Origin of the sequence: Methylibium sp., from assembly GCF_031393925.1 — a bacterium.
In the GTDB taxonomy this organism is placed as follows: domain Bacteria; phylum Pseudomonadota; class Gammaproteobacteria; order Burkholderiales; family Burkholderiaceae_C; genus Methylibium.
This window is the reverse complement of sequence record NZ_JANMWL010000128.1, coordinates 17,013-28,343: the sequence shown is the minus strand read 5'-3', so window position 1 is coordinate 28,343 and position 11,331 is coordinate 17,013. Positions and strand designations below refer to the sequence as shown.

14 protein-coding genes and 1 pseudogene are annotated in these 11,331 nt (G+C 68.8%); 9 read left to right on the top strand and 6 right to left on the bottom strand.

The window, feature by feature from the left end; all coding sequences use genetic code 11:
- Together mnmA and RMO12_RS07555 are read right to left on the bottom strand one after the other, a co-directional pair.
- Window positions 1-341: pseudogene (gene mnmA, locus RMO12_RS07560) on the bottom strand (tRNA 2-thiouridine(34) synthase MnmA); the annotation flags it as partial.
- A gap of 2 nt (window positions 342-343) precedes the next feature.
- Complete coding sequence (locus RMO12_RS07555) at window positions 344-835, bottom strand: NUDIX hydrolase (protein WP_309638819.1); 492 nt, start codon at window positions 833-835, stop codon at window positions 344-346.
- Between the two features lie 82 nt (window positions 836-917).
- On the opposite strand from RMO12_RS07555, the gene RMO12_RS07550 reads away from it, so the two are divergent.
- The 3 genes from RMO12_RS07550 to RMO12_RS07540 are packed head-to-tail and all read left to right on the top strand — an operon-like array spanning window position 918 to window position 3,802.
- Window positions 918-2,036, top strand: a complete 1,119-nt coding sequence (locus RMO12_RS07550) for a Re/Si-specific NAD(P)(+) transhydrogenase subunit alpha (protein WP_309638818.1) — start codon at window positions 918-920, stop codon at window positions 2,034-2,036.
- A gap of 6 nt (window positions 2,037-2,042) precedes the next feature.
- Window positions 2,043-2,369: an NAD(P) transhydrogenase subunit alpha gene (locus tag RMO12_RS07545; protein ID WP_309638817.1), complete on the top strand. Its 327-nt coding sequence runs from the start codon at window positions 2,043-2,045 to the stop codon at window positions 2,367-2,369.
- Window positions 2,366-3,802, top strand: a complete 1,437-nt coding sequence (locus tag RMO12_RS07540) for an NAD(P)(+) transhydrogenase (Re/Si-specific) subunit beta (RefSeq protein ID WP_309638816.1) — start codon at window positions 2,366-2,368, stop codon at window positions 3,800-3,802. The genes RMO12_RS07545 and RMO12_RS07540 overlap by 4 nt, the downstream gene beginning before the upstream one ends.
- Here the strand turns inward: RMO12_RS07540 and RMO12_RS07535 are convergent.
- Complete coding sequence (locus RMO12_RS07535) at window positions 3,727-4,284, bottom strand: hypothetical protein (protein ID WP_309638815.1); 558 nt, start codon at window positions 4,282-4,284, stop codon at window positions 3,727-3,729. The two genes, RMO12_RS07540 and RMO12_RS07535, sit on opposite strands and share 76 nt — an antisense overlap.
- Window positions 4,285-4,303: 19 nt before the next feature.
- On the opposite strand from RMO12_RS07535, the gene RMO12_RS07530 reads away from it, so the two are divergent.
- The 5 genes from RMO12_RS07530 to RMO12_RS07510 all read left to right on the top strand — a co-directional run bounded on the left by RMO12_RS07530 (window position 4,304) and on the right by RMO12_RS07510 (window position 8,157).
- The gene (locus RMO12_RS07530; RefSeq protein ID WP_309638814.1) at window positions 4,304-4,441 is read left to right on the top strand and encodes a hypothetical protein; all 138 of its coding nucleotides are present in this window, start codon (window positions 4,304-4,306) and stop codon (window positions 4,439-4,441) included.
- Between the two features lie 110 nt (window positions 4,442-4,551).
- Window positions 4,552-6,225: a long-chain-fatty-acid--CoA ligase gene (locus RMO12_RS07525; RefSeq protein WP_309638813.1), complete on the top strand. Its 1,674-nt coding sequence runs from the start codon at window positions 4,552-4,554 to the stop codon at window positions 6,223-6,225.
- 117 nt (window positions 6,226-6,342) lie between these two features.
- Window positions 6,343-6,879, top strand: a complete 537-nt coding sequence (locus RMO12_RS07520; protein WP_309638812.1) for a hypothetical protein — start codon at window positions 6,343-6,345, stop codon at window positions 6,877-6,879.
- A gap of 19 nt (window positions 6,880-6,898) precedes the next feature.
- Window positions 6,899-7,660, top strand: a complete 762-nt coding sequence (locus RMO12_RS07515; RefSeq protein ID WP_309638811.1) for a 5'-methylthioadenosine/adenosylhomocysteine nucleosidase — start codon at window positions 6,899-6,901, stop codon at window positions 7,658-7,660.
- A 26-nt stretch (window positions 7,661-7,686) separates the two neighbouring features.
- Window positions 7,687-8,157, top strand: coding sequence for a hypothetical protein (locus tag RMO12_RS07510; protein ID WP_309638810.1), 471 nt, complete (start codon window positions 7,687-7,689; stop codon window positions 8,155-8,157).
- 133 nt (window positions 8,158-8,290) lie between these two features.
- Here RMO12_RS07510 and RMO12_RS07505 read toward each other — a convergent pair whose 3' ends face one another.
- From RMO12_RS07505 to RMO12_RS07495, 3 genes are all read right to left on the bottom strand, one after another.
- On the bottom strand, window positions 8,291-9,001 hold the full coding sequence (locus RMO12_RS07505; protein WP_405029635.1) for an LrgB family protein: 711 nt from the start codon (window positions 8,999-9,001) through the stop codon (window positions 8,291-8,293).
- 65 nt (window positions 9,002-9,066) lie between these two features.
- On the bottom strand, window positions 9,067-9,459 hold the full coding sequence (locus RMO12_RS07500) for a CidA/LrgA family protein (protein ID WP_309638808.1): 393 nt from the start codon (window positions 9,457-9,459) through the stop codon (window positions 9,067-9,069).
- Between the two features lie 43 nt (window positions 9,460-9,502).
- Window positions 9,503-9,667 (bottom strand): hypothetical protein, encoded by a 165-nt coding sequence (locus RMO12_RS07495; protein ID WP_309638807.1) that lies wholly within the window; start codon window positions 9,665-9,667, stop codon window positions 9,503-9,505.
- Between the two features lie 336 nt (window positions 9,668-10,003).
- On the opposite strand from RMO12_RS07495, the gene RMO12_RS07490 reads away from it, so the two are divergent.
- Complete coding sequence (locus tag RMO12_RS07490) at window positions 10,004-11,320, top strand: efflux RND transporter periplasmic adaptor subunit (RefSeq protein ID WP_309638806.1); 1,317 nt, start codon at window positions 10,004-10,006, stop codon at window positions 11,318-11,320.
- The last annotated feature ends 11 nt before the right edge of the window (window positions 11,321-11,331 follow it).

The window sequence follows — 11,331 nt, the reverse complement described above, 5'->3', positions numbered from 1 at the left end:
AGGAAGGCCTTGAACTTGATCTCGGCGTTGCACAGCACGTCGGGGTTGGGCGTGCGGCCGGCGGCGTACTCGCGCAGGAACTCGGCGAACACGCGGTCCTTGTACTCGGCCGCGAAGTTCACATGCTCGATCTCGATGCCGATCCGGTCGGCCACGCTGGCCGCGTCGAGGAAGTCCTGGCGCGAGGTGCAGTGCTCGTCGTCGTCATCGTCCTCCCAGTTCTTCATGAAGAGGCCAACGACGTCGAAGCCCTGCTGCTTGAGCAGCCAGGCGCTCACCGCCGAGTCGACACCGCCCGACAGGCCCACCACCACGCGCGCTCTTGCCGCTGCCTTGTGCATGGTCAGGATTTTTCCACCGGGTCGTAAAGGCCGGGGTCGGTGAACACCGCGTCCAGCGGATGGCGCTTGCCGCGCAGAAAATCGTCGATACCGTGCTGCAAGGCCGGGCTGCGGTGGCGCTCGCGCGCGGCACGTATCTCGCCCGCCGTCATCCACACGGTGCGCAGGATGCCGGTGTCGAGCGCGCGCCCCGGCTCGACTTGGCCGACCGTGCCGCAGTAGGCAAAGCGCAGGTAGGTCACGTCCTCGTTGCGCGCCGAGCGCACGTAGCGCGACATGTAGACGCCCAGCAGCGCGCTCGGCGTGAACACTCGGGCCGTTTCCTCCAGCGTCTCGCGCACCACCGCCTGGAGCAGCGACTCGCCCGCATCCAGGTGGCCGGCGGGGTTGTTCAGGCGCACGCCCTCGGGCGTTTCTTCTTCCACCAGCAGGAAGCGGCCCTCGCTCTCGATGATCGCGGCCACGGTGACGCTGGGTTTCCATCGTTGGTTCATCGCTGCCATCGTAAGGGGAGCCGGGAAAGAGATTGTGTAAGCTCGCCGCCGCACAAGACCCATACCAAGAGGAGCCTCCACCATGCGCATCGGCGTGCCGCGCGAGACCGCAGCGGGTGAAACACGGGTGGCCGTCACGCCCGAAACCGCGAAGAAACTCAAGGCCCAGGGCCATGTCCTGGCCATTCAATCCGGCGCCGGCCTGGCCGCCAGCGTCACCGACGAAGCCTATGCGGCAGCGGGCGCCGAGCTGGTCGACGCGGCCGGCGCACTCGGCTGCGAGCTGGTGCTCAAACTGCGTTCGCCGAGCGCCGCCGAGCGCACCCTCATGAAGCCGGGCGCAGCACTGGTGGGCCTGCTCAACCCGTTTGACCGCGAAGGCCTGCAGGCGCTGGCGGATGCCCGGCTGACGGCATTTGCCCTCGAGGCGGCGCCGCGCACCACGCGCGCGCAGAGCATGGACGTGCTGTCCTCGCAGGCCAACATCGCCGGCTACAAGGCGGTGATGATCGCGGCCGACAAGTACCAGCGCTTCATGCCGATGCTCATGACCGCCGCCGGCACGGTGAAGGCCGCGCGCGTGGTGGTGCTGGGCGTGGGCGTGGCCGGGCTGCAGGCGATCGCCACCGCCAAGCGCCTGGGCGCCGTCATCGAGGCGAGCGACGTGCGGCCCTCGGTGAAGGAGCAGGTCGAGTCGCTGGGCGCCAAGTTCATCGACGTGCCCTACGAGACGGCCGAGGAGAAAGAGGCCGCCGAGGGCGTGGGCGGCTACGCGCGGCCGATGCCGCCGTCGTGGCTGGCGCGCCAGCAGGTCGAGGTCGCCAGGCGCGTGGCCGCGGCCGACATCGTCATCACCACCGCGCTGATCCCCGGCCGCCCGGCGCCGGTGCTGGTGAGCGAAGACATGGTCAGGGCCATGAAGCCCGGCTCGGTGATCGTCGACCTGGCCGCCCCCAACGGCGGCAACTGCCCGCTCACCGAGGCCGGCAAGACCGTGGTCAAGCACGGCGTCACGCTGGTCGGCGAAACCAACCTCGCGGCACTGGTGGCCGCCGATGCCAGCGCGCTCTATGCGCGCAACGTGCTCGACTTCTTGAAGCTCGTGCTCGGACAAGACGCCGCGGCGCTGAAGATCGATCTCGAAGACGACATCGTCAAGGCCTGTTTGATGTGCCGCGACGGACAACTGCTGAGGAGCTGAAACACCATGGACGCCGTCTCCCCCACCCTGATCAACCTGATCATCTTCGTGCTGGCGATCTACGTCGGCTACCACGTCGTGTGGACCGTCACCCCCGCGCTGCACACGCCGCTGATGGCGCTGACCAACGCCATCTCGGCGATCGTCATCGTCGGCGCCATGCTGGCCGCGGCACTTACCGAGACCACCCTCGGCAAGACCATGGGCACGCTCGCCGTCGCGCTGGCCGCCGTCAACGTGTTCGGCGGCTTCCTCGTCACGCGGCGCATGCTGGAGATGTTTCGCAAGAAGGAAAAGAAGGCGCCGGTCGCAGCCGAGGGAGCCAAGGCATGAGCCTCAACCTCGTCACCCTGCTCTACCTCGTCGCGAGCGTCTGCTTCATCCAGGCGCTCAAGGGCCTGTCGCACCCCACCACGTCGATCCGCGGCAACCTGTTCGGCATGAGCGGCATGGCGATCGCCGTGCTGACCACGGCGGCGCTGATCGTCGAGCTTGCCAGCCGGGCCGGGCAGTCGGGCCTGGGCGGCATGGCCTTTGTGCTGGTCGGCCTGCTGGTCGGCGGCAGCGCCGGCGCGGTGATGGCCAAGCGCGTGCAGATGACCAAGATGCCCGAGCTGGTGGCCTTCATGCACAGCATGATCGGCCTGGCGGCGGTGTTCATCGCGGTGGCCGCAGTGGCCGAGCCGTGGGCCTTCGGCATCGTCGCCAAGGGCACGCCGATTCCGGCCGGCAACCGCCTCGAACTCTTTCTCGGCGCGGCCATCGGCGCGGTCACCTTCAGCGGCTCGGTGATCGCCTTCGGCAAGCTCTCGGGCCAGTACAAGTTCCGCCTGTTCCAGGGCGCACCGGTGCAGTTTGGCGGCCAGCACCTGCTCAACCTCGTGCTCGGCCTCGCGACGCTCGCGCTCGGGCTGGTGTTCACCTTCACCGGGAACTGGCCGGCGTTCTTTGCCATGCTGGCCCTGGCCTTCGCGCTGGGCGTGCTGATCATCATCCCGATCGGCGGGGCCGACATGCCGGTGGTGGTGTCGATGCTCAACAGCTACTCCGGCTGGGCCGCGGCCGGCATCGGCTTCAGCCTGAACAACTCGATGCTGATCATTGCCGGCTCGCTCGTGGGTTCGTCGGGCGCGATCCTGAGCTACATCATGTGCAAGGCGATGAACCGCTCGTTCTTCAACGTCATCCTCGGCGGCTTTGGCGGCGAGGCCACCACGGCCGTGGCCGGCGGCGCCGAGCAGCGCCCGGTGAAGAGCGGCAGCGCCGACGACGCCGCCTACATGCTCAGCAACGCCGAGACCGTGATCATCGTGCCGGGCTACGGCTTGGCGGTGGCGCGCGCGCAGCACGCCGTCAACGAGCTCGCCGAGAAGCTCATGCACAAGGGCATCACGGTCAAGTACGCGATCCACCCGGTCGCAGGGCGCATGCCGGGCCACATGAACGTGCTGCTGGCCGAGGCCGAGGTGCCGTACGACCAGGTGTTCGAAATGGAGGACATCAACGGCGAGTTCGCGCAGGCCGATGTGGCCATCATCCTGGGCGCCAACGACGTCGTGAACCCGGCCGCGCTGATCAAGGGCAGCGTGATCTACGGCATGCCGATCCTGGAGGCCTACAAGGCCAAGACCATCATCGTCAACAAGCGATCCATGGCGGCGGGCTACGCGGGCCTGGACAACGAACTCTTTTACATGGACAAGACGATGATGGTGTTCGGGGATGCGAAGAAGGTGGTGGAGGCCATGGTGAAGGCGGTGGAGTAGCCCCAGCGGGCAACGGTCGCCCCGCACTGAAGACAAACAGGGCTTGCAAAGCACCCGAGGCTTGTTAATAAACCAGCCAAAAATTTTAAAATCAGGCATTCGCATCGAAGATGCTGCGCGATGAAGCTTCGCGCAGCGCGTTCAAACAGTTCGTGCTCGACGGCGGGTGGGATGTGGAGGCCAGCGCAGCACACGAGTTTCGTTTCGATGCGGCCGCCTACCCGGTGCCTGCGAGCAAGCGCTACCAGGGCAAGTTCAGGTTCAGCAAACACTACTACCCGGTGCTGGCCAATCTGGACGACGACGGCGAGGAGTTGCGCTGCGCCCTCGCCATCGACGAACACCCGCAGGTGCGGCACTGGGTACGCAACCTCGACTCCGACCCGGTCGCGGGTTTCTGGCTGCCGACGTCGTTCGGCCGTTTCTATCCCGACTTCGTGTGCGAGCTGACCGACGGGGCGTCTGCTGGTCGTCGAATACAAGGGCGCGCACATTCGCGAGATGCCCAAGGAACTCGAGAAAGCGCAAGTTGGCCGGCTGTGGGCCGAGCGCAGTCGCGGCCTGTGCCGATTTGCGTTCGTTTTCAAGCAGGAGGCGGGTTTAAACCCGACGCAGCAACTCGATGCCGCGATGGCATGACCGGCCACGCCGCACGCTCGGACCCTGGACCGCCTTCCCCAAGACAGGTAATCCCTGAGCGAGTCTGCGTAAGCGCGAAGTCAGAATCTCGCAACGCTGTCGGAGCACCCATGGATCCCACCTGGCTCAAGCACTACCCCCAAGGCGTGCCGCACACGATCGACCCCGATCAGTACGCCTCGCTGGTGGCGCTGCTCGACGAGAGCTTTCACAAGTACAAGGACCGCCCGGCCTACCACTTCATGGGCAAGAGCCTGCGCTTCGGCGAGGTCGACGACCTGTCGCGCGCGTTCGCGGCCTATTTGCAGTCTCAGGGTCTGGTCAAGGGCGACCGCGTCGCGGTGATGATGCCCAACGTGCTGCAGTACCCGGTCGTGGTGGCGGGCATCCTGCGCGCCGGTCTCGTGCTGGTCAACGTGAACCCGCTGTACACGCCGCGCGAGCTGGAGCACCAGCTCAAGGACTCGGGCGCCAAGCTGATCGTCATCATCGAGAACTTTGCCGCCACCCTGCAGGCCTGCCATGACGCGGTGCCGAGCAAGAAGGTGGTGCTCGCGTCGATGGGCGACCTGCTCGGCCTGGCCAAGGGCCTGCTGGTGAACCTAGTGGTGCGCAAGGTCAAGAAAATGGTGCCGGCGTTTTCGCTGCCGGGCGCGGTGCGCTTCAACGAGGCCATCGCCAAGGGCCGCCGCAGCCCCTTCAAGGCGCCGCCGCTCAAGCGCGATGACATCGCGGTGCTGCAATACACCGGCGGCACCACCGGCGTGAGCAAGGGCGCGGTGCTCAAGCACCGCAACATCATCGCCAACGTGCTGCAGATCGAGGCCTGGAACGCACCGGTCACGAAGAAAATACCGCCCGGCGAGCAGATCACGATGGTCTGTGCGCTGCCGCTTTATCACATCTTCGCGTTCACGGTGAACATGATGGTGGCGATGCGCATCGGCGGCGCCAACGTGCTGATCCCCAACCCGCGTGACCTGCCGTCGGTGTTCAAGGAACTGGCCAAGTACAAGTTCCACATCTTGCCGGCCGTCAACACCTTGTTCAATGCGATGGTCAACCACGCGCAGTTCAACCGCGTCGACTGGTCCAACCTCGTGCTCTCGGTGGGTGGCGGCATGGCCATCACCGGCGGCACCGCCAAGCTCTGGCTCGAGAAGACCAAGAGCCCCATCTGCGAAGGCTACGGCCTGTCGGAGACCTCGGCCGCGGCGACCTGCAACCCGGTGACGAGCACCGCCTACAGCGGCACCATCGGCATTCCGCTGCCCTCGACCGAGCTGACCTTGCTCGACGACGAAGGGCGCGAGGTCGCCATGGGCGCACCCGGCGAGATCGCGATCCGCGGCCCGCAGGTGATGGCCGGCTATTGGCAGCGGCCTGACGAGACCGCCAAGGTCATGACGCCCGACGGCTACTTTCGCTCCGGCGACATCGGCACCGTCGACGAGCGCGGTTACTTCAAGATCGTCGATCGCAAGAAAGACATGATCCTGGTGAGCGGCTTCAACGTCTACCCCAACGAGGTGGAAGAGGTGGTCGGCCTGATGCCGGGCGTGCTGGAATGCGCGGCGGTCGGCGTGCCCGACGAACACTCGGGCGAGGCGGTCAAGCTGGTGGTGGTCAGGAAGGACGCTGCCGTGTCCGAGGCCGCCGTGCGGGCCTATTGCGAAGCCAATCTCACTGGCTACAAGCGGCCGCGCATCGTCGAGTTCCGCACCGATTTGCCCAAGACTGCCGTCGGCAAGATCCTGCGCCGCGAACTGCGCGTCAAGACGTGAAGCCTGGCTGGGTTGCGCATCGCGCACGGAGCGGTTTTGTTCACCGCGACGACGGGGTGTCCGCGCGGCTTCGTACACTTCGCCACCAAATCTCCGTCTGCAAAGCGAGTGGCATCGATGGCCGATCGTTACACCAAGACTGATACGGGCCGCGACGAAATCCGTGCCCGCGTCCATGCGCTCACGCGAACCGCGCGCAACCTGCTGCTGATCATCGACGCCAGCAAGGCCGGCGACCAGTGGATCGCGCTGGTGCGAGGCGCAACGGCGGACGACCTGCGGACACTGTTCGACGCCGGTCTGGTGGCCCCGTTCGATCCGGCCGCAGTCGCCAGCGCTCGAGCGGCGCCGACGAGCATCCCGCCCGGGCAGGCCAGCACGGCAACGGCTGGAGCGGCCGGTGCGGCGGCCGAATCCGCGCCCGCGTCGGAGACGACCACCGCGCTCTCGTATTCCGACCTCTACGACCTGCTGCCAAGTCTCGCCAAGGAACACCTCGGCCTCTTGAAGGGCTACCGCTGGGCGCTTGCGATCGAGAAGGCCAGCGGTCTTGCCGGGCTGCAGCAGGTGGCCAACGACTTGGTCACGGAAGTCGAGCGCGTCAAGGGCCCGGCGGTGGCGCGTTCCGTCAAGCGCGCGCTGCTGCTGCCCTAGGCGAATCCGCGCCACCGGGATGGGTCTGCGCTTTGCCATCGTCGCCGCACTCGATGAGGAGCTGCGCACGCTCCATGCGGCGCTGCTGGCCGCGGTCACCGAACACCACGCGGGCCGCGCCTTTCACCGCGGCCTGCTCGACGGCCACGAGGTCGTGCTGGTGCGCTCGGGCATCGGCAAGGTGGCCGCTGCGGCGACGGCCTTGCTGTTGGCCGACCGCTACGGCGTCGATGCGCTGGTGCTGACCGGCGTGGCCGGTGCGCTCGCGCCCGGTATCTCGGTCGGCGACGTGATCGTTGCGCGCGAGCTGTTGCAGCACGACATGGACGCGTCGCCACTGTTTCCCCGCCACGAGGTGCCACTCACCGGCCGCTCGCGCTTCCCGACCGACGTCGATCTCGGCGACGCGCTCGTCACGGCCGCGCGCACGGCGCTGGCCGCCGAACGCATCGGCCTGGACTCGAGCTTTGCCGCGCTGGGCATCGATAACCCCCGAGTCCACCAGGGCCTGGTGGTGAGCGGCGACCGCTTCATCGCCACGGCGATCGAGCGTGCCGCGCTGCGCAGCGAACTGCCGGACGCGCTGGCCGTCGAGATGGAAGGCGCGGCGGTCGCGCAAATCTGCCACGACTGCGACCTGCCGTTCGCGGTGCTGCGCACCGTCTCGGACCGCTCCGACGACAGCGCCTCGGTCGACTTCAGCCGCTTCATCGCCGAGATCGCCGGGCCGCTCGGTGCGGCGGTGGTGCGCTGCTGGCTGCGCGGCGTGGAGCCGGCTTGAAGCGGCGGCCGAGTCCATTTTGGCGCGTGTTGCGCGCCACCCTCCTTGCACCGCTCGCGCTCCTCATCTGGCTCGAGGAATGGGGCTGGAAGCCGCTCGCGCGCGTGCTCGCCCGCTGGGCGCGGTGGCCACCGCTCGCGCGCCTCGAAGCGCGCCTTTGCCGGGTGCCGCCGCCGCTGGCGCTGGCCTTGTTCATCGTGCCGGCGCTGGCGCTGCTGCCGGTCAAGCTGCTGGCCCTGTGGCTGATCCACGCTGGCCGCGCGACGCTCGGCGTGACGGTCATCGTCATCGCCAAGTTGATCGGCACGGCGCTGCTGGGCCGGCTGTTCGTGCTGACCGAGCCGCAACTGCGCCACTACCGCTGGCTGGCGCGCGCGTTCGACGCCTGGGCCGCCACCAAGCAACGCGTGAAGGCCTCGGTGCGCGCCAGCGCGCCGTGGCGGGCCGCGCGACGCCTGGTCATCGGCATGCGTCGGTGGATGCGGCGCGTGGCCTGAAGATCAGGCCAAGGCCGGCCCGCACGCGCCGGCCCGTCAGCGCCGCCCCCGCAGGCACCGCCCACCTGCTCGCGCCGGCCGCGGGCAAATTGACGCCCGGCCTTGCGCTGCCGACCGTGGCCGTGCGGGCTTGTCAAACCAACAGCCAGTGCGCCAGCCACGGCAGCAGCAGCGCTGCCAGCACACCGTGCAGGCCCATTGCGAGGCTGGCGTAGGCGCCGGCGCGCGGATGCACCGACCAGGCGCGTGCCGTGCCGATGCCATGCGCCGCCAGGCCGAGCGCGAAGCCTCGCGCGGCCCAGTCGCGCACGCCCATGGCGTTGAGCAAGGGTGTCACGACCAGCGCGCCGACGATGCCGGTCGTCACCGCGAACACCGCCGCCAAGGTGGCCGAGCCGCCGACGCGCTCGGCGATGCCCATCGCGATCGGCGCGGTGACCGACTTCGGCAGCAGCGAAGCCTTGAGCAGTGCCGACGCACCGAGCAGCTCGGCACTGCCGAGCGCCACCGCGATCGACACCGCCGCGCCGATGACGAGGCCGAGCAACAGGCTGCCGGCGCGCGAGCGCAACTCCGGCCACAGCCGCGCCAGCGGCACCGCCAGCGCCACCGTGGCGGTGCCGAGCAGGAAATGCACGAACTGCGCGCCCTCGAAGTAGCGCCGGTACGGCGTGCCGGTTGCGGCCAGCACGGCGATGATGGCGAGCACCGACCACAACACCGGGTTGGCCAGCGGATGGCGGCCGCTGCGCGCCGACAGGCGCTCGGCGATGACATAGGCACCGAGCGTGAGCGTGAGGCCAAACAGCGGCGTCGCGGCGAGATAGACCCAGACTTCGGCCAGTGGCTCGAGCGCACCGGCGAGGCCCACGGGCAGCGTCGGCAGGGCCGACGGTGACAAGCCTTCGCTCACGGCTTGGGCCCCGTGGCGCCGTCTTCACCCGCCGCGCCCGGCGCGCCGCCCAGGCGATCCCGCAGGAACCAGGCCGTGGCTGCGATCGCCGCCACCGTGCTGAGCACCAGCGCGACGATCCAGGCCAGGCCTTCCTGCGCCAGCGGTTCCCAATACAGCATCACGCCGACGGCGGCCGGCACGAAGAAGATCGACAGGTGGGCCAGCAGCCCGTCGGCGGCCTGCTCCAGTGGCTTGCACGCCGGCTGGCCGCGTCGCTGACGCAGCAGCAGCCAGGCCAGCAGCCCCAGCAGGCCCAGCACCGGCCCGGGCACCGGCGCACCGGTCAGCTGCGCGAGGGCTTCGCCGAGCGACTGGAACAACAGCAACGCGGCCAGGCCCTGGATCATCGGGTCGCCGCTTGGACGCCGCAGCGCTGCAGCCGCTGCCGGTTCAAGCGCTGGCCGCCGGCGCCGCGGCCGACGCCCTGCCCGACGCCGCGATACCTGCGCCACCGCCGCGGTCAGCTTCTTGCCGTAGGGCACATGCCGGCGCGGCGTCGACAAAGCGCTGCAAGTTGGCAGCGTCGAGGCCGGGGAAGCGGTCGGGAGCGTTCATGGCGAGGCACTCGTGGCGCGGGCGTTGCGGCGAAAGAAAGTATAGAGAGCCCCGACCTCGAGGCAAGCGGGCGGGCGGCCCGCGACGCGGAGGCGTTGGGGCGCCGCGGCGAAGGAGGCTCTTCGACGCAATGTCGCGACAAAAGCTTGTGACGCACAAGGGCACTACTTCACACGACATCGCTTGATGACCGGCAGGTCATTAATATCGACGCCTTGAACGGCGATGGGCGCTTCGGGTGATTCCCAGGCGCGTCTGCACGCAGGGCTCGCACGCGCACAAACCGCGGCCGATCCGGCGTCATCATCCTGACCACCGCACACCGAGGGTGTTTCCATGCGCGAGCTCGCTGCAGCCATTCATTCAGGCCATTTCCAGCGAGCCGCCGCGTCGGTCACGGTGCTCGCGGCCAGCCTCATCGGCTTGACTGGCTGCGGCGGGCCGGCCGACGCGCAGGGCGGCGGACCGCCGCCGGCCGCGCCGGTCAGCGTCGCACCGGCCGTGCAGCGCGCGGTGTCCGACAGCGAGGAGTTCAGCGGCCGCCTGGAGGCCGCCGAGTTCGTCGAGTTGCGGCCGCGCGTGCCCGGCCTCATCGAAGGCGTGCACTTCACCGACGGTGCGCTGGTCAGCAAGGGGCAACTCTTGTTTTCCATCGACCCGCGGCCCTTCGAGGCCGAGGCATCGCGCGCGGATTCGCAACGCGCCGCCGCGGTGGCACGCGCCGAGCTGGCTCGGACCGAACTGGCGCGTGCGCAGAAGCTGCTCGACGCCAAGGCCGTGTCGCGCCAGGAGTTCGACCAGCTCAGCGCCGGCCTGAGCACCACCCATGCCGACATCAAGACCGCCGATGCGGCCTTGCGCGTCGCCCGCCTCAAGCTCGGCTACGCCCAGGTGCGCGCACCGATCGCCGGGCGCACCTCGCGCGCCAGCGTGACCGCCGGCAACCTGGTGAGCGAACAGGTGGTGTTGACCTCGATCGCGGGCGTGGACAAGGTCTACGCCTACTTCGACGGCAGCGAGCAGACTTACTTGCGCGTCAAGGCGGCCCACGAGCGCGCGCCCAAGGTGCGCATGGCGCTCGCCAACGAGGTCGGCTTTCCGCACGAGGGCCAGGTCGATTTCATCGACAACCGGCTCAATCCGCAGACCGGCGCGATCCGCATGCGTGCCAGCTTCGACAACAGCAAGGGCGAGTTCACGCCCGGTCTGGCCGCCAAACTGACGATGGTCACCAGCACGCCTTATGACGCGGTGATGGTGCCCGAGCGGGCGATCGGCACCGACCAGAACAAGAAGTTCGTCTACGTGGTGGGCGGCGACGGCCAGCCACAGTTCCGTGAGGTCAAGCTCGGCATGCTGATCGGCGGCATGCGCGTGGTGCAAGGCGGCGTGAAAGCCGGCGAGCACGTCGTGGTCGATGGCCTGCAGCGGGTGATGCCCGGCATGGCGGTTGCGGCGCAGGTGCTAGCGGTCGACGACCAGGGCATGCCGATCGAAGCCAGGCCGCGGCAGGGCGCGCCCGCCACGGTCGCCCCGGCGGACGCCCCGAAACCCCCGGGGAAGGCGGCCGACCCCGCCCCGCCCGGCGGTGGGTCGAGCGGCGCGAAGAAGGCCGCGGCCGCCGGCCACGGCTCGCCGCGCCACGCCGCCTGAGCGCAGGCCGC